The sequence below is a fragment of the Microbulbifer variabilis genome (genome assembly GCF_052468405.1).
Genome location: NZ_CP174343.1, coordinates 4,334,852 through 4,354,960, shown reverse-complemented (window position 1 = coordinate 4,354,960; position 20,109 = coordinate 4,334,852). Strand labels below are relative to the sequence as shown.

The window sequence follows — 20,109 nt, the reverse complement described above, 5'->3', positions numbered from 1 at the left end:
CTCCGTTTTTTATTCCTTTTCTTTAATGACGCCGCGCTTGAGCTGGTCGCGCTCAATGGATTCGAACAGGGCCTTAAAGTTACCCTCTCCAAATCCTTCGTCTTCCTTGCGCTGGATAAACTCGAAAAATACGGGGCCTAGCATATTGGCGGAGAAGATCTGCAGCAGCAGGCGCGGCTGTCCGCCTTCGGTAGTGCCATCGAGCAGGATGCCGCGGCTTTGGAATTCTTCGGTGGGCTCACCGTGGCCGGGCAGGCGCTCTTCCAGCATTTCATAGTAAGTGTCCGGCGGCGGAGTCATAAACTCCATACCGCGCTCTTTCAGGCGATCCCAACAGGCAATCAAGTCGTCACAGGCGAAGGCGATATGCTGGATACCCTCACCGTTGTACTTCATCAGGAATTCTTCGATCTGGCCACCGCCACCGGCCGCTTCTTCGTTCAGCGGGATACGGATCTTGCCATCGGGCGCGGTCATAGCCTTGGACAGCAGGCCGGTGTACTCGCCTTTGATATCGAAGTAGCGGATCTCGCGGAAATTAAACAGGTCTTCGTAGTACTTGGCCCAATAGTCCATACGACCGCGATATACGTTGTGGGTCAGGTGGTCCAGGGTATGGAAACCACAGCCTTCAGGGCGGCGATCGACGCCCTCTTCCCAATTAAAGTCGATATCGTAAATGGATTCGCCATCTTCGTAGCGGTCGATCAAATACAGGGTAGCGCCGCCAATTCCCTTAATCGCGGGTAAGTGCAACTCCATCGGGCCGGTATTCACCTGTACAGGTTGTGCACCTTTACGCAGGGCCTCTTCATAGGCGAACTTTGCGTCTTTCACACGGAAAGCCAGGCCACAAGCGGAGGGGCCGTGCTCCTGGGCATAGTAATAGGCGTGGCTGTTGGGCTCGTAGTTAGTGATAAAGTTAATATCACCCTGGCGCCATAGCTCAACATCCTTGGAGCGGTGGCGGGCGACTTTCTCAAAGCCCATGGCAGTAAATACGGTTTCAAGGATACCTTTTTCTGGCGCAGTAAACTCTACGAATTCGAAGCCGTTAAGACCCATCGGGTTTTCAAATAAGTCCGCCATGCGGTCCTCCATTTCTTATCATCGCAGCGCCTTTGATGGGGGCTGCGGATTGTGGATTTAAAGCGCAAACGAAGTTAGTTGCAGATGTAACTAATGTCAAGGGCCCCTGTTATTGGACCCTACAGCGGTTACCAAGAGGTTAATTTCAGTCACAGAGATTTGTTCAGATGGAGAGTTAAATAAAAGACAGGAAATGACCCATCAGGGAAAGATAATGGGGAAATGTATTGAGCGGATGGAATTCGGGTGTGGCCTTAGCCTATGAGCCTCTAACCACACCCGATATCACTAGCGCTCCTTACGGGCACACTTACCATTATCAGTGCGGCACATATGGTCTTTGTGAAACTTGCCGCTCATCTGGTCACATTGAGACTTGGTGACATCACCCGCGCAGGCGCTCTCTGCGTGCTGGCAACATCCAGTCTCCATGGTCGCCATCCCTTTCTTGTCCATCTCCTCTTCCTTTTTGCGATGTTCGCAAGCGGACAGGGTCAGCACCAGCGCCGCGGCCAGTATTCCAATTGAAGCTTTGAGTTGCATATAGGCCTCCTAGATACCCGGCGAGTGGCCGGTGACATGGATATCGCGGAATCTGCCGCGCATTGCTTTGTGCGACCCGCGTAGATTTACCCGACATCTCCACCAGCTGAACGAGGCGCCGCGCCAAAGTGCGCTGCCCATAGGTCACCCCGCAGATTTACCGGGCCATGCATTGACTGTAGTTCACACTGGCAGCAGAACCGTCTGACTGGCGGGACATTTACGTTTATTTTCACTTATCGCGCCGTTGATCGGGGTAACACCCTGTTTGTAGCGCAGAGAGCCGGTACAATCGCCACCCGTTTGTCGGGCAATGCCCCAATCTGAATGCCCACTATTGAGGATCGCCTATGCTTCTTGCCGCTCTCGCCATTATCGCCGGTTTTGTTGTGCTGGTTTGGAGTGCTGACCGCTTTGTAGAAGGCGCTGCAGCCACTGCCAAACATGCCGGAATGCCCACACTATTGATCGGCATGGTGATCGTTGGCTTCGGTACCTCCGCACCAGAGATGGTGGTTTCCGCTATTGCCGCCTTGGACGGCAGCCCCGGTCTCGCCTTGGGTAATGCCTACGGTTCCAATATTGCCAATACCGGCCTGATCCTCGGCCTGAGTGCACTCATTATTCCCCTTACGGTGCACTCAAAAATCGTACGCAAGGAACTGCCGCTATTGCTGGCAATTACCTTATTAGGTGGCGCATTCCTGTGGAATGGCAAACTGGAGCGCTGGGAAGCCGTTATTCTGCTTATGGGCTTCTTCGCCCTCATCGGCTGGAGTGTTTTCTCGGCCTTGCGTAACAAGGGCGATCAATTAGAAGGCGAAGTAGCTGGCGAACTGGAGGAGCACTCCATGCCCCTCGGCCGGGCTATTTTCTGGGTGGTGGCCGGCCTAGCCTTATTGATTATCAGTTCCCGCATGCTGGTATGGGGCGCGGTTACGATTGCTGAATCCCTCGGAGTCAGCGACCTGGTTATCGGTCTTACTATCGTTGCTCTCGGCACTTCCCTGCCAGAGCTGGCCGCTACCATAGTTGCGGCACGCAAAGGCGAGCACGATATCGCTATCGGCAATGTGGTCGGCTCCAATATGTTTAACCTGCTCGCAGTCGTGGGTATCGCCGGAACCATTGCACCTATGTCGAGCGTACCCCCTGAAGTCTTGTCCAGGGACTGGCCCATGGTGATTGGCCTCACCATTGCTTTATTTATATTCGCCTACGGCTTCCGCGGCCAGGGACGTATCAATCGGTGGGAAGGCGCCGCACTATTGACGGCCTACCTTGTCTACACTGGTTACCTGACTGTTACTATCACGAAGGCCGCACTCTAGTCAGATCCGGGGCGGTTCCAGCCGCCCTGTTCCCCGCCTCAATTCGCCATAATTTGCCCTCCCAGCGCCCATTTTTTTGAGCCAAAGCCAGCTAGTATTGGCGCACCTTCAACAGGAAATACGGAGACAATTTTATGGGGCGGGGTCCTATCATCAAAATTGGAGTACTGACTTCTCTTCTCGGATTTGGGGTGATTTATCTACTCAATGCTTCCTGGCTGGCACCGGCTCCCCAGGGGGACCCCATCCTGATTTCCCATCGTGGAGTCTACCAAACCTACAATCGCGATAACCTGGGACGTGACGATTGCACAGCTATTCGTATATTCCGACCTGAACACAGCTACCTGGAAAACACTATACCCTCCATGGAGGCTGCCTTTGCTCACGGTGCAAATATTGTTGAACTAGACATTCACCCCACCACTGATGGTGAGTTTGCCGTTTTTCATGACTGGACCCTGGATTGCCGTACAGATGGAAAAGGCGTTACTCGGGAACATTCCCTCGCAGACTTAAAGAAGCTCGATATTGGCTACGGCTATACCTTCGATGGTGGTGAAACTTTTCCCTTTCGCGGCCAAGGTATTGGACAGCTACCTACTTTAAAGGAGGTTCTGCAACACTTCCCGAATCGACAATTTCTTATCAATATAAAAAGCAATGACCCAACGGAAGCAGACCGACTGGATGCCTATCTACGCCAGCACCAATTACTCACTGACTCCCGCCTGATGGTTTATGGGGGTACCCGCCCAATAGAAAGGATCCGGGAATTACGACCAAACGCACTAGCCTTCAGCAAGACCAGTGCAAAGAAATGTGCACTGCAATATGTGCTTATTGGTTGGAGTGGCTACATGCCTGATGCCTGCCGCAACAGCATAGTGGTTGCCCCCAACACTTGGAAATGGGCCCTTTGGGGCTGGCCCAATCGCTATTCTGCGCGGGTAGCTCAGGTGGGAAGCTTGGTTATGGCGGTAAATCACCAAGGTGGCAAGCGGGGCCTTGCCGGTATCTATGAACCGGAGGAGTTAGACTACTTGCCACAAGATTACAGTGGGGCCATTTGGATTGAAAAAATTGAGGTTATAGGTCCACACATGCGATCAGTGCGCTAGATATTATTTACGCCTGTGGCGCGCCTCTAGCCGCGCCAAGTGTGCCTGTAACCTCTCAATTTCCTCTAGTAATTCGATAGCCAGAGCCGCACCGGCCAAATTGACACCTAAATCACGCTCCAGGGTATATGCCCGCCGAACTCGGCGCACGCAGATACCACTGAAGCGCCACTGTGGTTCCCGGTGGCGGGGTTCGATTACACCCTCCTCCACCAGGGCAATTATTCGCTCTGCAGGAACTCCACAAGCCCGGCACAATTCGCTCAGGCTTAGCTCACTATCTTCATCCAAGAGGATGCCGGTCACCCGCTCAAGTTTTTTGATCCTCACTCCCAACCCCCCATAGACTTACGCGGGTTATATTCAAACGCTTCGCTGAATTTATGGTAAGCATCGCGCTGTGCATCTGTAGACGCCGACGGTGTTACCGTCTGCAACACAACATACATGTCCCCCGGCTGTTTGGCGGGAATGCCGCGGCCTTTAAGGCGAAGCTTTTTGCCATTTTCACTGTTAGCTGGAATTGTCAGCTTGATCGCCCCCTCTGGTGTTGGCACCTGTACCTTAGCGCCCAATGCGATTTCCCAAGGTGCAAGAGGCAGTTCCAAGTAGACGGTCTTAGCCTCAATACGATAAAGAGGGTGGGGATTAAAGTTGATCTCCAGATACAGATCGCCCGGCTTCCCCTCACCAATACCCGGTTCACCTTGTCCTGCCAGTCTTATTTGCTGCCCCTCAGTAATACCCTTAGGAATTTTTACGTTGAGGGTACGCTCCTGCATATGCGGGCGCCCATCCGCACCCAATACCGAGTGCTTCAGAGTGATCTGGCGGGTGGCACCGCGGTAGCTATCCTCCAGGTCTATGGCAATTCGCGCATAGGTATTTTCTCCCTGGGCACTAAATTGGCGCCTCTGCCTGCCACCGTAACCCTGGCTGAATCCACCCCGGCCAAAAAGACTTTCGAAGAAGTCACTAAAAGCCTCTGGGTCAGCATTGGTATAACCACCACCATGAAACTCAAATCCCTGATCCCAATTTGGAGGCGGCCGAAAGTCCTGTCCAGACTGATAACCGGCGCCTAGCTGATCATAGGCTGCACGCTTTTCGGGGTCTTTAAGCACCTCATAGGCCTCATTTACCTCCTTGAAATGCTCTTCTGCACCCTCCTCGTTACTGACATCCGGGTGATATTTACGTGCCAGCTTTCGATAGGCACGTTTAATCTCCGCCTGATCAGCGTTTCGCTCCAGACCGAGAATCTTGTAATAGTCCTTGTATTCCATGGCTTTAATAAAAGCCGATGATGAGAGGGTTCGCCATGTAATTGAAGCGAGAAAATTGGCGTGAGTATTATCTGATTAAGCAGATGTCCACTGATAGATAGAAGCGCCGATAGAACAATCGGCGCCAAATTACTAACTTAAATTACTAACTTAATGTCCAGTTTCGTAAAACATTGAGCCTTCCAAGTATTCAATACTTCCATCAACATAATGTATATAGACTTCAGCTTGGTTAGGCGAATAAGCCCTTACTGTCACGGAACAGTATAAGCCCGAGCTGCAACCTTTCACCCAATTAATACGATCGATAGACTTGGTGATATTAGTAATTTCCCAGCTTCCCGAAGTTGAATTCCCAAAACTGAAATCGAGACCACCACAGCGGTTCGTGCCATTACCAAATACACTTCCTCCAGCTTTCACATTAAGGTTGCACACCAGATCTGCAGAAAATGCAGGGAATGCAGTAAAAGAACAAACAATTAAAGAAACCGCTAAGAATAATTTTTTAATAGTCATCTTCCTAACTCAATTATTTTTTTATATGTTAATTGTCACAGTTAAACAAATTAGCGACCTAAATTAGATTAACATCAAGATTTTAATTTTCAAAGACGCCTACAAAATCCTCTCGAAAAAAAATGAGAACAAATTATCAATTTCATACAAATATTTTTTACTATTAAAACATTGATTTAGAAAATCCAGAGACGGATGATTTAGGTGACAATGAGGCTTTCCTCGATTAAATAAGGAAAACAATTCCCATTCTTAGATAGCCTATCGTCTCGTTTAGAAATGAAGAAATTCAATCACAAAAATGTAGGCAGCTTCTATATCATAATTAAAGCGATCTTATAATCGATTTTAGTGATTCTTAATGCCATCAAGAAGCGAGCCAACAACAGTCAACTTGAATAACAATTGGGTAGCAATTATTTAGCTAAAGGGGACAGGAGTGAATCTTGCCCCCAGATCAATAACACTATAAAAACTGGCAACTAGCGCTCGGCAGAATAAGGGTCTTCCGCTATCAAATAGGCAAGCATATCCGCTTTCTGTTCTTGGGAGTGCAACCACTCACGGACCTCTTTTACTTTCTCATATAGCTCTTCGCCAAATCTGCTCCGATAAACTTCAGAAAAAGTCTCTTGTGCTTTAGTATCCCTAACCTTTTTCTGCCACTCATGAGTGACTAGAGAGTTCAGAGAAGCAGCAAGCCCCTCAGCCTTCAGAAGCTCCCACTCTCCCTTATCCAGCCAAATACCACCAATTGCCGGGCTATAATCTAAACGGTGTTCACTGCCTGCAGTAATTTTTAACTTCTGCATGATCATGCCTGTTACCGGACATAAAATAGCTTTCTTGGTATCTTCTGCCACCACTTCATTCAGCACATCTAAGTTATCTGAAAAATGATTTTCGGGGGTTTTTCTTTTCCAAGTCAGATAGTCTTCAACCAGAATCCAGTTTCCCCCGCAGCTAGAGCAGGTATGTGCACGAAACAACTCCTCAATAACAACTGGTTTGAGCACACCTTTTTTACAACTGGTACAGCGTTTCATAATTTCCTTTCCCTAAGAAAATAACCCAGGTCTTTTTTAAAGACCTGGGTTGATAAATTAGAGTTTTTATCAGTTGAATAACTTGTAAATAAAGCCTGAATAACATTTATCTACAAAATCTGAAAAATATTAAACCTCAGTCTCAACGGGGTTGCTTAAGTTACCTACACCCGCTTCTTTCAAGAGAGAATCCACTAAAGGGGCCATCGCTCGGTGCTTCAGAGCGCTACCGACTAAAGCTTCCGGCAGGCTTTGGCCTTTAGCTTCCGATTCTCCATCCAGAATTCCACTGGACGCACGACCTTCCACACCATTTAAACCTTCAACAGAAATAATTTTCATTCCCTCAATACTTTCCATCGGTTTAACACTCTCACGGATAATATTGGGCAGATTCTCATGCAGGCTCAGCACCTTCTTGAGTGCAATCTGAGCTTCATTGAGACTGTTGTATGCCTCGTTCATCAGACGCTGACCTTCAGCATCCACCGCATATTTCTCACGATCTGCTTCAACCTTAATACGAATTGCCTCTGCCTCTGCAGAAGCCTGCAGGCGAAGTGCTTCGGCTTTATCTTCTGCAGCTGACTTCTCCGCTTCGGCCATTACTTTAATACCGGTAGCCTGACGCTCAGCCACTTTCTGGGCTTCGATAATCTCGATACGTTTATCACGCTCTGCCACTTCCACGTCCTTGGCGGTGCGCACCTGCTCTTCTGCTTTTACCGCTTCAGCCAGTGCAACGTTGGCCTGCTGGTCTGCCTGGGACTGCTCTTTGGATTTTTCCGCAACAGCAATTGCCCGCTCTTGCTCCGCAATTTCTACAGATTTCTCTTTGGAGATACGCTGCTCATCAAGGATACGTTCACGTTCAATTTCCTGTTCCTTTAGGCGACGTTCCTTTTCAATCTCCAACAATTTTGTAGCCTGCTCTGCAGCAATCTGGGACTGGCTAACCTCACGCTGAGCTTCGATCTCCGCCTGACGTGCGCCTCTCTCTTGTGCAGCCAATTCACGGGCGATATCTGCTTTTTGTGCTGCTTCACGATTTTCCAACTCACGCTGCTGCTCCAAGTGTGCGTAGCGTTTTTCTTTATCGATCTCCAGTTTCTGACGCTCTGCCTCGAGATTTTTCTTCTCGATCTGTACCATAGTCTCTTGCTCAACGTCGTTAACTTCTTTACGACGCGCTTCAATAGAACGGGTCATGCTGGCAAGGCCTTCAGCATCGAAGACATTATCCTGGTTAAAAAACTCTTTGTGAGTCTGGTCCAGGCCGGTCAAAGAAACAGACTCCAGTTCCAGTCCGTTTTTCAACAGATCCTCAGATACCACCTGTTGTACTTTTTGTACAAACTGGCTGCGTTGTTCATGCAACTCCGCCATTTCCATTTCAGCGGCCACAGAGCGCAACGCATCGACAAACTTGCCCTCAATCATTTCCTTCAAGGCTTCGGGGTCCAAAGTACGCAGGCCTAAAGTTTGTGCCGCGTTGGCTATCGCCTCGACATCGGGCTTTACACGCAAATAGAACTCAGCGAGCACATCGACGCGCATACGGTCCTTGGTAATTAGCGCCTGATGCTCTTTGCGGGATACCGCAAGACGTAAGGTATTCATATTTACCGGAATAATTTCATGTAAAACCGGTAATACCAATGCACCGCCATTCATGATGACTTTTTGCCCGCCCATGCCGGTACGTACAAACGAACGTTCTTTAGAGGCACGGGTATAAAGCCGCGCGAAAATGGTACCGATTACAATCAGGCCAACCAGTATTGCACCGGCAATAAATACTACAATGGGTAGGTTTCCTATCACTTCTAGATTCTCCAGTTAATTACTTTCCATCAGGTGCTCGCTGGTTGGACGAGTCACACGGAAATGCACACCCAACTCCTCTACCAGTAACACCTTTTCCCCCTGGTTAAAAGTTTCACTCTCATCAGGCTCCACCATCACATAGTGCGTGGTGCCATATTCATCGTTAAAGCGTGCTTCTGCGGGTGATCCTGCCTCGGCTTTACCGACAGTAATTACCGCGACTCTGCCAATAAAGGAGTTTCTTCTCACCGCTTCAGACTCATCACCGACAGCGAAACGCCGCAGTAAATTACCAACAAAGCGCACCTGTGGCAGCGCCAGGAAAAAAACTACCAGGGCCAACAGGCCGCCCGGTAATAACAGACCCAAAGTAGACTCAACAAACACCTGGATCAGTAAACCGGTAACACCAAAGCCAACCAAGAATGCCACTAAAAGAATCAGTGCTGGTACTTCGCCAAAGCGCAACCAGCCCAAAACTTTAGTCAATCCACCTGTTGCACCACCATCCGGCCCATCGATATCAATATCCGGCAGCATGTTATCGAGTAGATCTGAAATACCAACACCAATCAATGTCATCACACCTTCAAGAAGCGCTATCATAAACATTAAAATTAGCGCACCAGTGAAGATCAGGTTTTGATCTTGCAACAAGAATATCATCAGCCCCCCGACTTAATTTTGGCTAAACGTTCTTTCACACGATTCTTTCGTGCAAACTCCTCAAGCTCTGCTAACTTGCTGGCATCTATTTCGGAATCAAATGTCGATATAGCTGTACTATCTATTGCTCGATTAAATGCATCTGTAGCTTGTTCTACCTGGGCTTTCGAATTTCTATCCCTACCATATTCATCAGCAACAACGCTACCTCTTACATTTTTATTGACCGCGATAAATTCTTGCAATTTCTCACGCATTTCCCGCTTCTTACCTTGCAGAGCAAGAATATAGGAGCCTAGCTCCTTTATTTCTATCTCATTTTCACTGATCGCTTTCTCTAAAATTGGAAGCTGCACCTCAATATCCATTTGCTTGGCAATGGCGGCTTCAGCCAAATCATCACGACCTTCATTTATAGCGATGGTAATTTGTTCAGCTAAATTTTTATGACGTGTATTTTCGTCGTTTAACGTTCTACTATTTAGATACTTAGATGCCTCTGCTTTCCCTAGCTGGCCTCGCACATCCTTAATCGCATCATCCACATCCCGAATTGCCTGTTCCATTACTGACTCTGGCGCAGCGGCTTCAACTGAGCCCACGACTGAATTCGCAGACACAGAGATTAAGCGTGAAATGCGCTTAATTAATCCTTCTCTCAAGATCATCTTTCCTTTTACTATTTCAATTTCCAATAAAGCCAGACCAAGTCCCTCAAATTCTGACAAACTTTATTAATTACTTCCCAAAACGGGCTGCTGAATTACCGCTTTTATTTCAAGATGAATACTGCTGCTTGTTTAAGCATAAAACTCATTTGTGCGGATACTTATTCCGCAGTTTCACCTTCTAGGCATTCACGAATTCTCACGGCGGAATCACGGTGAATGCTCCGTGGATTACTCTGTTGTGACATCAGCAACATTTTTTCCAGGAAAGCCTCGACACTCGGCAACAAGTCTTTCTCCAATTCCGGTGCCATTGGCTCTTTACCCGCACAAACTTTGATAATGGCGGCACCTTCTGTGAGCAACTCCATTACCGCCTCAATCAACAGACTCCGCTGGTTTTCCTCCAGATAACGAGCCTTTAATGGCAGCATGGCCTCTGCAGAGGAGAGATAGCTGCGGAAAAGACAATCCCCGCCAATAGACTCCCTCGCCATTGCAATAATTTCGCGTACTTTTTCACTTTGGGTGACCGCCCCATTGCGATCAATCGACATCAAATATGCATAATCTTCCGCCGATAGGCGTGCCGATATAGATTGTGTTTTATTGAGCATAATGATCCCTTACCTGCCATGTATACAAAAGTACACACCACTATGCACAGGGTCAATTAAAACTCATATGGCTTATTAGTACGGCAGAACCAACCGACGCAGGAAAATATTATGCTAGTAACTGTGCTATCTATAATTCAGGAGACTTTTGTAAGGAATTGTTCTTATTACCGCCAGTCGTTTTAATTTACACATCCTAACAGAGATGAATTTCCGCAAAAATATTTTTGTTTCCCACACCCAGAAACGGGCTTTTGGCGACACACCCAGTAGTTCCATCGCCAACTGACGGATGTAATGTCGATAGAAAACCTGATTCTCAATGTCGATAGCTATAAAGCCAGCCACTACCTGCAATATCCACCAGGTACGGAATTTATTAGCAGCTATATCGAGTGCCGCGGCGGGGAATTTTCTGAAACGGTATTTTTTGGTTTACAAGCTTTTATCAAGCAGTACCTACAAAGACCTATCACAATTGCCAATATCGAAGAGGCAAAAAAGCTACTAGAAACCCACGGTTTGCCCTTTAATCGCGCAGGCTGGGAACATATCGTCAGTAAACATCGAGGACTGCTGCCTTTAGAGATTTGTGCTGTAGAGGAGGGAGGCATCATTCCTTTACACAATGTCATGGCACAAATTGTTAATACCTGCCCATCCTGTTTCTGGTTGACCAGTTATCTTGAGACCGCACTAGTGCGTGCTCTCTGGTATCCCTGTACTGTCGCCACACAGAGCCGGGAAATTAAAAAACTCATTGCGCATTATTTACAGCAAACGGCCGACAGCCAAAAGAGTCTCCCCTTCCAATTACACGATTTCGGTGCGCGTGGGGCCAGTAGCTTGGAAAGTGCCATGTTGGGCGGTATGGCTCATCTGGTGAATTTTCACGGAACAGATACTCTCTCGGGAATAATAGGTGCGAGAAATTTTTACCATGCCGATATGCCCGGATTTTCTATTCCGGCGGCGGAGCATAGCACCATCACCGCGTGGGGCCGAGATGGGGAAGCATTGGCCTATCAAAACATTCTGCAGCATTTTTCCGGTAAAAATAAAACCGTTGCTGTGGTCAGTGATAGCTATGATTTATGGCACGCAGTGGAAAATATCTGGGGTGGCCAATTAAAAAACACGATTCAAAACAGTGGTGGGACCTTGGTTATCCGCCCAGACTCCGGCAACCCTGTGCAGATCGTTGTCGATTGTATAGAGCGATTGATGCATATATTTGGAGCTCACATCAACAGCAAAGGTTACCGTGTTTTGCCTGAGTATATTCGTGTTATCCAGGGAGATAGCATCTCTCGCTTCACTATTCCCAAAATACTGCAGGCAATGCAGAAGCATAAGCAAAGTGCTGAGAATGTAGCTTTCGGTATGGGAGGCGGGCTGCTGCAAAAAGTCGATAGGGATTTAATGAGCTTTGCCATGAAAGCCAGTGCTATTCGCATCAATGGTATCTGGCGGGACATCTACAAGGACCCGCGCACAGGGCCAGAGAAAAAATCCAAGCGCGGACGCCTGGCCCTGATTCAATGCGAAAATGGCGACTTCAGAACCATTCGTCTGGAGGATGTAAATCATTACAAGAATTTACTGAGACCAGTGTTTCGTAATGGTAAACTGCTTACAGAAACGACTTTTTCTGAGGTACGCCAACGCGCAGCCATCTAGCAACTTGATTCATCCGCCTCCTCTTTCCGTAACCATTTGCCCCTAGCAAACCTCATTTCACCGAACCAACACTTTACAAAAGCAATCATGGCCTGTTACCTGTATAGGTTTGTTGTCTGGACAAGGCGCCCGGCCGGGCCTCTTGTATGTATCGGGCACAATAACAATAAGCACACCCCCAAACCCTATTGGGGGGATAAAGGTAGCCAATGGAAAGAAGAAAATTCCTCAAGATCGCCGGCGTCGGCTCCAGTGGTATTTTATTACCACTACAGGGCATTCAGGTCAGCGCCGAGCAACTGCTCAATGAGGGCATGCACAGCTCGCACAAACGACACTTGGCAGATGTCGCGCTGAATACGGCGCGCAAAGCCGGAGCCAGTTATACCGATGTGCGCATCGGTCGCTATCTCAATCAGTACGTTATGACCCGCGAAACCAACGTGGAGAATATCGTCAATACGGAATCCCTCGGCGCCGGTATCCGCGTAATCGCCAATGGCACCTGGGGTTTCGCCGCCACCAACGATCTGACTGCCGATGGCGTTGCCCGCGCCGCACGCCAGGCGGTTGCGGTTGCCAAGGCCAACGCGAAATACCAGACCGAGCCAGTGCGCTTGGCACCGGTTAAAGGCGCAGGCGCGGTTTCCTGGCAGACACCGATCAAACAGAATGCCCTGCAGGTGCCCATCAGTGAGAAAGTCGATTTCCTGATGGATGTTAATAACGGTGCACTCAAAGCCGGAGCCAGCTATATCCGCTCTTCCTTGTATTTAGTCAATGAGCAGAAATACTTTGCTTCCAGCGACGGCTCCTACATCGACCAGGATATCCACCGCCTGTGGGCGCCCATGCAGGTGACCGCTGTAGATAAAAAGAGTGGTGCTTTCAAAACGCGCAATGGCCTCAGCGATCCAGTGGGAAGAGGTTATGAATACCTGGCTGGCCACGATAAAGACAAGATTCGCGGACAGACCACGCTCTACAAAGCCTCCTACGATATGGCCGAGGATGCGGTGCTCGCGGCAGAGCAGGCCAAGGCCAAGCTTTCGGCTAAATCCATCGATCCGGGCAAGTACGACTTGGTACTGGAACCCTCGCACCTATGCCTGACCATCCACGAATCTGTGGGCCACCCATTAGAGCTGGACCGCGTGCTGGGTTACGAGGCCAACTATGCGGGAACCTCCTTCGCCACCCTGGATAAGTGGCGCAGCGGCAAGTTCCAGTACGGCAGCGACAAAGTCACCCTGTTTGCCGACAAAGTACAACCGGGCTCCCTCGGTGCCGTCGCTTATGACGACGAAGGGGTTAAAACCAAGCGTTGGGACCTGGTAAAAGACGGCATCCTGGTGAACTACCAGGCTACCCGCGATCAGGTACATATGATCGACCAAAAGGAATCCCACGGCTGCAGCTATGGCGATAGCTGGTCCAGCGTGCAATTCCAGCGCATGCCCAATGTCTCCCTGGCTCCGAGCGAGAAGAAGTACTCAGCCAAAGACATGATCCGCGATGTGGAAAAAGGCATTTACATCGTCGGGCGCGGCTCCTACTCCATTGATCAGCAGCGCTACAACTTCCAGTTCGGCGGACAGCTGTTCTACGAGATCAAAAACGGGGAGATCGTCGGCCAAGTTGAGGACGTCGCCTACCAGTCCAACACCCAGGAATTTTGGAATTCCTGCTCGGCGATATGCGACAGCAGTGATTACCGCCTGGGCGGAACCTTCTTCGATGGCAAAGGCCAGCCCAGCCAGGTGAGCGCCGTATCCCACGGCTGCTCCACCACCCGTTTTGACAAAATTAATGTAATCAATACCAAGCGCAAGATTTCCTGAAGGGCGCACAAGAATAAGTAATTGGAGAAAAGGCAATGGCAATTCTGAGTAGAAGTGAAGCGAAGCGTATTCTCGACAAGGTTTTAAAATACAGCCGCGCCGATGAAGCCAGCGCGCAACTGGCCGGCAGCGAGACCGGCAATATTCGCTACGCGCGCAACAGTGTTTCCACCAGTGGCATCGTCAACGATATCGAGCTGGCTGTAGAGGCCCGTTTCGGCAAGAAATCCGGTGTGGCCACCATCAATGAATTCAGCGATGCCTCCCTGGAAAAAGTGATGCGTCGCGCCGAAGAGCTGGCCAAGCTGTCTCCGGAAAACCCGGAAGCCATGCCGATGCTGGGACCGCAGAAATATGTCAGCGTAGACGGCTTCGCCAAGTCCACCGCAGATATCACTCCAGACCAGCGCGCCAAGGCTGCGGCAGATTCCATTATTGCAGCCAAGGAAAAGAAAGTGGTTGCCGCAGGTTACCTGGAAGACCAGCGCTCTTTTGCGGCAGTCGCCACCAGCAAAGGCCTGTTCGGTTACCACGCTTCTACCTCTGCCAACTTCACCGTAACCATGCGCACCGAGAATGGCCTGGGTTCCGGTTGGGCTGAAAGTGACGTTACCGATTTCGGCGCGATGAATACTGGCAGCACTTCCTCTGTGGCCATCGACAAGGCGGTCCTGTCCCAGGAAGCCCGCGCCCTGGAACCGGGCAAGTACACCGTGATCCTGGAGCCCAATGCGGTGTCCGGCCTGGTGGGTTACATGATGAGCGGCTTCGATGCGCGCAGTGCCGACGAAGGCCGCAGCTTTATGAGCAAGAAGGGCGGCGGCAACCGTACCGGCGAGAAGATGTTCGACAAGCGCGTAAATTTCTACTCCGACCCCACCAGTCTCGATGTGCCAGCTCAACCCTGGACCGACGATGACTTTATGCAGCTTGGACGCATCGAGTGGGTGAAAAATGGCGTGGTGAAAAACCTGGCGCGCAGTCGCTACTGGGCCGAGCAAAGCAAAGGCGAAGTGGTCCCCGAGCCCAACAACCTGATTATGGTGGGCGGCGATAAATCCACCGAAGAACTGATCAAAAATACCCGCCGCGGCATTTTGGTATCCCGCACCTGGTATATCCGTATGGTCGATCCCCAGTCCATGTTGCTCACCGGCCTCACTCGTGACGGCACCTTCTATATCGAAAACGGCAAGATCAAATACCCGGTGAAGAACTTCCGCTTCAACGAGAGCCCGGTAATCATGCTCAACAATATTGAGGATATGGGCGTACCCCAGCGAGTGGGGATGTGGGGCATATCAGCCATGATTCCCGCACTGAAAGTACGCGATTTTACTTTCAGCAGCCTTTCCGACGCCGTTTAACCGCCAGCACCCATCGAGGATAACGAAATGGATAGAAGAAAATTTCTCCAGCTCAGCGGTGCCGGCCTGGGTGTTTCCATGTTGCCGCTGTCCGGCAATCTGGTGGCCGAGAGCAAACTGACCCAAAGCGGTATTGATCTCTCGGTAAAAAAAGAATTTGCCGATGTCGCCCTGAATACCGCCACTAAACTCGGCGCCACTTATGCCGATGTGCGTATTGGTCGCTACCTGAATCAATACGTGATCACCCGCGAGATGAAAGTGCAGGACGTGGTGAACACCGAATCTATCGGCATGGGGATTCGGGTTATTGCCAACGGCACCTGGGGCTTTGCCGCCACCAATGACCTGACAGCCGATGGCGTCGCTCGCGCCACCCGCCAGGCAGTAGCCACGGCCAAGGCCAACTCCAAATACCAGCAGGAGCCAGTACAGCTGGCTCCGGTAAAAGGCCACGGCGAGGTGAGCTGGCAGACACCCATCCAGAAAAACGCTATGCAGATCCCCCTGGCCGACAAGGTGGATCTGTTGATGGACGTGAACAAGTCCGCTATGGATGCCGGCGCCAGCTATATCAACTCCATGTTGTACCTGGTGAATGAACAAAAGTATTTTGCCTCTACCGACGGCTCCTATATCGACCAGGATGTTCACCGTTTGTGGGCGCCCTTCTCGGTTACCGCAGTGGACAAGAAAACCGGCGGCTTCCGCACCCGCCAGGGCCTCAGCCAGCCGGTAGGACGCGGCTTTGAATACCTGGATGGCCGCGCCGAAGACAAGATCCAAGCGCAGACAGTGCTCTACCGCGATTCCTACGATATGGCCGAAGACGCACGCCTGGCGGCGCAACAAGCCAAGGAAAAGCTCACGGCTAAATCGGTCAAACCGGGCAAGTACGACCTGGTGTTGGACCCAAGCCACCTGTGGCTCACCATCCATGAATCTGTCGGCCATCCATTGGAGCTGGACCGCGTACTCGGCTACGAGGCCAATTTTGCCGGTACCTCTTTCGCCACTATCGATAAATGGCGCAGCGGCAAATTCCAATACGGCAGTGACAAGGTCAATCTGTTTGCCGATAAGGTACAGCCCGGCTCTCTCGGTGCCGTCGGCTACGATGATGAAGGCGTGAAGACCCGCAACTGGGATCTGGTAAAAGACGGTGTGCTGGTGAACTACCAGGCCACCCGCGATCAGGTACATATGCTGGGGCAAAAGAAATCCCACGGCTGCTGCTACGCAGATAGTTGGTCCAGCGTGCAATTCCAGCGCATGTCCAACGTTTCGCTGTTGCCTGGCAAGGAGGAGCTGAGCGTCGACGATATGATCAAGGATGTGGAGAAAGGCATTTATATTGTGGGTGCCGGTTCCTTCTCCATCGATCAGCAGCGCTACAACTTCCAGTTTGGTGGACAGCTGTTCTACGAAATTGAAGACGGCAAGATTACCGGCATGGTGGAGGACGTCGCTTACCAGTCCAACACCCAGGAATTCTGGAATGCCTGTTCGCAGGTCTGCGACAAAGATGATTACCGCCTGGGTGGTTCCTTCTTTGACGGTAAGGGACAGCCGATGCAAACCAGTGCGGTATCCCACGGTAGTTCCACTGCACGCTTCGACAGTATCAATGTGATTAACACCAAGCGCAAGCTGGGCTAGCCATTGATCCAGGCGGGAGCTGGCCAGCAAACCAGTCAGCTCCCAGCATTGAAAATAAATGGGTAGAAGGAAAGAAAGTGCTCCGTTTGAGACCGTATGAGGCATGGATGCCGATTACGAGCGTACAGGGATGTATTTACAGCGTGTCTCGAATGGAGCACCTTTTTTCCTTTGCTCTCAACAATAAAAACCAACGCAGTAACAGAGTTATCCCGTGTCCCTCACCCGCAAGGCTTTTCTCCAGCGCCTGATCCTGGGTAGCTGCGCCGCAGCGCTGCCGCTGGGTACACGCGCGCAAAATACCGCACCGGGTAGTGCGCAGGAGCACTACGATTTTTATTTCACCCGCTTGATGTACGAATCCGGTGACTGGGATGTAGATCAGCGCATGCCCTCCAACCTGCTCAATTCTCTGGTGGAGTACACCAATCTCAGGGTTGACCCCAAAGAACACATAGTGCCGCTGGCCGATAAGAAAATGCTGCTGGCGCCCTTCTGCTACCTGGCCGGACACAAGCTGGTGCAGTTCACCACGGAAGAGGCAAAGAATTTTCGCGATTACGTCAATCGCGGTGGCTTTATATTTGTCGACGACTGCAACCACGATATCGACGGTCTCTTTGCCAAATCCTTCGAAGCGCAAATGACCGAGCTGTTTGGCGAAGACTGCCTGCAAAAGCTCCCGGACGATCACGACCTCTACCGCTGTTTCTTTCAATTCGATGAATTGCCGGTAACCAGCTTTGAATTAAATGGCTGGGGTGATGATCTGGTACACGACTACCTGAAAGCCATTGTTGTAAACGGCCGTATCGCCGTGCTTTACAGCAACAAAGATTTCGGCTGCGAATGGGACTACGACTACCGCAACAAACGCTGGCTCGCCATCGATAACACAAAATTTGCGGTGAACATTGTTATTTACGCACTGACGAGCTGATTATGCTGACCACCCTGGAAAATAGTATCGAAGAACAACTGCACAGCCTCGACAATCTGCAACAGGAGATTGCGCGAGTGATTGTCGGCCAGAAACCCGTGGTGGAGCAGATGTTGATCTGCCTGTTGGCCGGGGGCCACGCCCTGCTCGAAGGGGTGCCGGGGCTGGGTAAGACCCTGCTGGTAAAAACCCTCGCCGATGCCAGTGCGCTGGATTTTAAGCGGGTACAGTTCACCCCGGATTTAATGCCCGGAGATATTCTTGGCAGTGAGATCCTCGAAGAGGATCACAGCACCGGCAAGCGCTTTTTTAAATTCCAGCAGGGCCCGGTTTTCACCAATATCCTGCTCGCCGATGAAATTAACCGCACACCGCCGAAAACCCAGGCAGCCCTATTGGAGTCCATGCAGGAAGGCTCGGTAACGGTGGGCGGTAAAACACTCAAATTGCCCGATCCCTATTTCGTACTGGCCACACAAAACCCCATCGAACAGGCCGGCACCTATCCACTGCCGGAAGCTCAGCTGGACCGCTTCCTGTTAAATATTCATATCGACTATCCCGATGAGCGGGATGAAGTTGAAATCCTGCGCTCCACCACCGGTGCCAGCAGGGTCAAACCCAGCCCCAGCCTGGATGCAGAGCAATTGCGCGAAATGCAGAAACTGGTGCGGGAAATTCATGTCAGCGACGATCTGTACCGCTACGTGGCGACACTAGTGCGCGCTACACGCATGGAAACCAGCGGCAGCGATACCCTGCAACAGTGGATCAAGTGGGGCGCCGGTCCCCGCGCGGGGCAGGCTCTGATTCTCGCCGCCAAGGCGCGGGCCCTTTTGCAACGACGCCTCGCCGTCACCCGCGAGGATATCCGCAGCCTGTTACTACCGGTACTGCGCCATCGGGTGCTGCTCAGCTTCCAGGCCCAGGCCGATGGCGTGCAGATGCCACAGCTGATTGACGAATTACTGACAGCGGTGCCGGAACCGGGCCGGGACTGATCAGCGTGGAATACCTGTCCCCCAAAACCCTGGCCAGTTGTCGCGACCTGGTGTGGCTGTCGCGGCATATCGCCGAGGGCGTGATGCTCGGTGTGCAACACAGCCAGCGCCGTGGCACCGGTCTGGAATTTCACCAATACCGAGGCTATCAAGCGGGTGATTCCATTCGTCATATCGACTGGAAACTATTCGCCCGCAGCGATCGCTACTATGTGCGCGAGACCGAGCAGGAGAGCCGCATGCACGTGTGCTTTGTGCTCGATACCAGCGCTTCCCTGGGCCAGGCAAGCTTTGTCGAGTCCAGCCTGAATAAACTGCATTACGCCAAGTGTTGGATTGCCAGCCTCTGTTGGCTGCTCAACGCCCAGGGAGACAGCTATTCCCTATTGGCGTTTAACAGCAGTCGGACGGTTTATGTGCCGGAAGGCCAGGGCGAGAGCCACCAGCGTCAAATCGCCCTTCAGCTACAACAACTCGACGCCAGCGACCACTGGCCAGATCACACTCAACTGGCGCCGCTGTGGCAATACTTTGAGCGGCCCTGTCAGGTGGTATTGCTGAGTGATTTTTTTGAACAGGGTAATGAGATCGGCGATTTTGTCGCACGCCTGCATGCCGCCGGCCGCCCCTGCCTGCCACTGCAATTGTTAATTGAGGCAGAACAGACTTTTCCTTTTGGCGGAGAGCTAAAGCTGCTCAATCCAGAAGTAAGCGCCAGTACGCCCGCAACTTTAGAAGTGGACGCCGAGCGGCAACGCCAGTCTTACCTGGATGCTTTTGCTCATGCACAGAGCGAGTTAAAAGCACGCTTTGCCACACAGGAATGTTCACTACAGACCGACCTTATCGAGCAGCCTGTGGAAAAGTCATTGCGGCAATTTATTCAGCTGCACGGCAGGTTATGCTGA

General features: G+C 50.9%; 19 protein-coding genes. 9 read left to right on the top strand and 10 right to left on the bottom strand.

Annotated elements, in window-relative coordinates; translation table 11 throughout:
* Nucleotides 1-9: 9 nt before the first annotated feature.
* Both hppD and ACJJJB_RS19700 read right to left on the bottom strand, forming a co-directional pair.
* Nucleotides 10-1,089: a 4-hydroxyphenylpyruvate dioxygenase gene (gene hppD / locus ACJJJB_RS19705; RefSeq protein ID WP_020413778.1), complete on the bottom strand. Its 1,080-nt coding sequence runs from the start codon at nt 1,087-1,089 to the stop codon at nt 10-12.
* Nucleotides 1,090-1,377: 288 nt separating this feature from the next.
* Nucleotides 1,378-1,632 carry a hypothetical protein gene (locus tag ACJJJB_RS19700; RefSeq protein WP_282951980.1) on the bottom strand — a complete coding sequence of 85 codons (255 nt, stop codon included), beginning with the start codon at nt 1,630-1,632 and terminating at the stop codon, nt 1,378-1,380.
* A gap of 350 nt (nt 1,633-1,982) precedes the next feature.
* Here ACJJJB_RS19700 and ACJJJB_RS19695 point away from each other — a divergent pair, with 350 nt between their 5' ends.
* Together ACJJJB_RS19695 and ACJJJB_RS19690 are read left to right on the top strand one after the other, a co-directional pair.
* Nucleotides 1,983-2,963, top strand: a complete 981-nt coding sequence (locus ACJJJB_RS19695; RefSeq protein ID WP_020413780.1) for a calcium/sodium antiporter — start codon at nt 1,983-1,985, stop codon at nt 2,961-2,963.
* A 134-nt stretch (nt 2,964-3,097) separates the two neighbouring features.
* Nucleotides 3,098-4,084 (top strand): glycerophosphodiester phosphodiesterase family protein, encoded by a 987-nt coding sequence (locus ACJJJB_RS19690; RefSeq protein ID WP_020413781.1) that lies wholly within the window; start codon nt 3,098-3,100, stop codon nt 4,082-4,084.
* Nucleotides 4,085-4,087: 3 nt separating this feature from the next.
* On the opposite strand, the gene ACJJJB_RS19685 is transcribed toward ACJJJB_RS19690, so the two are convergent.
* From ACJJJB_RS19685 to ACJJJB_RS19650, 8 genes are all read right to left on the bottom strand, one after another.
* On the bottom strand, nt 4,088-4,414 hold the full coding sequence (locus ACJJJB_RS19685) for a chaperone modulator CbpM (RefSeq protein ID WP_020413782.1): 327 nt from the start codon (nt 4,412-4,414) through the stop codon (nt 4,088-4,090).
* A complete protein-coding gene (locus ACJJJB_RS19680; RefSeq protein WP_020413783.1) occupies nt 4,411-5,370 on the bottom strand; it encodes a DnaJ C-terminal domain-containing protein in 960 nt (319 codons plus the stop codon). Before ACJJJB_RS19680 ends, ACJJJB_RS19685 begins: the two co-directional genes overlap by 4 nt.
* 150 nt (nt 5,371-5,520) lie before the next feature.
* Nucleotides 5,521-5,889 carry a hypothetical protein gene (locus ACJJJB_RS19675; protein ID WP_020413784.1) on the bottom strand — a complete coding sequence of 123 codons (369 nt, stop codon included), beginning with the start codon at nt 5,887-5,889 and terminating at the stop codon, nt 5,521-5,523.
* Nucleotides 5,890-6,371: 482 nt separating this feature from the next.
* Nucleotides 6,372-6,935, bottom strand: a complete 564-nt coding sequence (locus tag ACJJJB_RS19670) for a TFIIB-type zinc ribbon-containing protein (RefSeq protein WP_282951983.1) — start codon at nt 6,933-6,935, stop codon at nt 6,372-6,374.
* A 129-nt stretch (nt 6,936-7,064) separates the two neighbouring features.
* Nucleotides 7,065-8,759 carry a flotillin family protein gene (locus tag ACJJJB_RS19665; RefSeq protein ID WP_020413786.1) on the bottom strand — a complete coding sequence of 565 codons (1,695 nt, stop codon included), beginning with the start codon at nt 8,757-8,759 and terminating at the stop codon, nt 7,065-7,067.
* 15 nt (nt 8,760-8,774) lie between these two features.
* Complete coding sequence (locus ACJJJB_RS19660; RefSeq protein ID WP_020413787.1) at nt 8,775-9,428, bottom strand: YqiJ family protein; 654 nt, start codon at nt 9,426-9,428, stop codon at nt 8,775-8,777.
* Nucleotides 9,428-10,156: a PspA/IM30 family protein gene (locus ACJJJB_RS19655; RefSeq protein WP_020413788.1), complete on the bottom strand. Its 729-nt coding sequence runs from the start codon at nt 10,154-10,156 to the stop codon at nt 9,428-9,430. The genes ACJJJB_RS19660 and ACJJJB_RS19655 overlap by 1 nt, the downstream gene beginning before the upstream one ends.
* 101 nt (nt 10,157-10,257) lie before the next feature.
* Nucleotides 10,258-10,713, bottom strand: coding sequence for a hypothetical protein (locus ACJJJB_RS19650; RefSeq protein ID WP_445365356.1), 456 nt, complete (start codon nt 10,711-10,713; stop codon nt 10,258-10,260).
* A gap of 297 nt (nt 10,714-11,010) precedes the next feature.
* Here ACJJJB_RS19650 and ACJJJB_RS19645 point away from each other — a divergent pair, with 297 nt between their 5' ends.
* From ACJJJB_RS19645 to ACJJJB_RS19615, 7 genes are all read left to right on the top strand, one after another.
* Nucleotides 11,011-12,393 (top strand): nicotinate phosphoribosyltransferase, encoded by a 1,383-nt coding sequence (locus tag ACJJJB_RS19645; RefSeq protein ID WP_020413790.1) that lies wholly within the window; start codon nt 11,011-11,013, stop codon nt 12,391-12,393.
* A gap of 209 nt (nt 12,394-12,602) precedes the next feature.
* Complete coding sequence (locus ACJJJB_RS19640) at nt 12,603-14,234, top strand: TldD/PmbA family protein (RefSeq protein ID WP_020413791.1); 1,632 nt, start codon at nt 12,603-12,605, stop codon at nt 14,232-14,234.
* A gap of 35 nt (nt 14,235-14,269) precedes the next feature.
* Nucleotides 14,270-15,601 carry a TldD/PmbA family protein gene (locus tag ACJJJB_RS19635; RefSeq protein ID WP_282951987.1) on the top strand — a complete coding sequence of 444 codons (1,332 nt, stop codon included), beginning with the start codon at nt 14,270-14,272 and terminating at the stop codon, nt 15,599-15,601.
* Nucleotides 15,602-15,628: 27 nt separating this feature from the next.
* A complete protein-coding gene (locus ACJJJB_RS19630; protein WP_444902404.1) occupies nt 15,629-17,260 on the top strand; it encodes a TldD/PmbA family protein in 1,632 nt (543 codons plus the stop codon).
* Between the two features lie 214 nt (nt 17,261-17,474).
* Entirely contained in the window at nt 17,475-18,200 is a 726-nt protein-coding gene (locus ACJJJB_RS19625) for a DUF4159 domain-containing protein (RefSeq protein ID WP_445365355.1), read from the top strand.
* A 2-nt stretch (nt 18,201-18,202) separates the two neighbouring features.
* Nucleotides 18,203-19,201: an AAA family ATPase gene (locus tag ACJJJB_RS19620; RefSeq protein WP_353375814.1), complete on the top strand. Its 999-nt coding sequence runs from the start codon at nt 18,203-18,205 to the stop codon at nt 19,199-19,201.
* A 5-nt stretch (nt 19,202-19,206) separates the two neighbouring features.
* The gene (locus ACJJJB_RS19615; RefSeq protein ID WP_445365354.1) at nt 19,207-20,109 is read left to right on the top strand and encodes a DUF58 domain-containing protein; all 903 of its coding nucleotides are present in this window, start codon (nt 19,207-19,209) and stop codon (nt 20,107-20,109) included.

Bases quoted from the DNA above. Each gene is read 5' to 3' on its own strand.
- hppD (WP_020413778.1), bottom strand. From the start codon at position 1,089: ATGGCGGACTTATTTGAAAACCCGATGGGTCTTAACGGCTTCGAATTC.
- ACJJJB_RS19700 (WP_282951980.1), bottom strand. From the start codon at position 1,632: ATGCAACTCAAAGCTTCAATTGGAATACTGGCCGCGGCGCTGGTGCTG.
- ACJJJB_RS19695 (WP_020413780.1), top strand. From the start codon at position 1,983: ATGCTTCTTGCCGCTCTCGCCATTATCGCCGGTTTTGTTGTGCTGGTT.
- ACJJJB_RS19690 (WP_020413781.1), top strand. From the start codon at position 3,098: ATGGGGCGGGGTCCTATCATCAAAATTGGAGTACTGACTTCTCTTCTC.
- ACJJJB_RS19680 (WP_020413783.1), bottom strand. From the start codon at position 5,370: ATGGAATACAAGGACTATTACAAGATTCTCGGTCTGGAGCGAAACGCT.
- ACJJJB_RS19675 (WP_020413784.1), bottom strand. From the start codon at position 5,889: ATGACTATTAAAAAATTATTCTTAGCGGTTTCTTTAATTGTTTGTTCT.
- ACJJJB_RS19670 (WP_282951983.1), bottom strand. From the start codon at position 6,935: ATGAAACGCTGTACCAGTTGTAAAAAAGGTGTGCTCAAACCAGTTGTT.
- ACJJJB_RS19660 (WP_020413787.1), bottom strand. From the start codon at position 9,428: ATGATATTCTTGTTGCAAGATCAAAACCTGATCTTCACTGGTGCGCTA.
- ACJJJB_RS19650 (WP_445365356.1), bottom strand. From the start codon at position 10,713: ATGCTCAATAAAACACAATCTATATCGGCACGCCTATCGGCGGAAGAT.
- ACJJJB_RS19645 (WP_020413790.1), top strand. From the start codon at position 11,011: ATGTCGATAGAAAACCTGATTCTCAATGTCGATAGCTATAAAGCCAGC.
- ACJJJB_RS19640 (WP_020413791.1), top strand. From the start codon at position 12,603: ATGGAAAGAAGAAAATTCCTCAAGATCGCCGGCGTCGGCTCCAGTGGT.
- ACJJJB_RS19635 (WP_282951987.1), top strand. From the start codon at position 14,270: ATGGCAATTCTGAGTAGAAGTGAAGCGAAGCGTATTCTCGACAAGGTT.
- ACJJJB_RS19630 (WP_444902404.1), top strand. From the start codon at position 15,629: ATGGATAGAAGAAAATTTCTCCAGCTCAGCGGTGCCGGCCTGGGTGTT.
- ACJJJB_RS19620 (WP_353375814.1), top strand. From the start codon at position 18,203: ATGCTGACCACCCTGGAAAATAGTATCGAAGAACAACTGCACAGCCTC.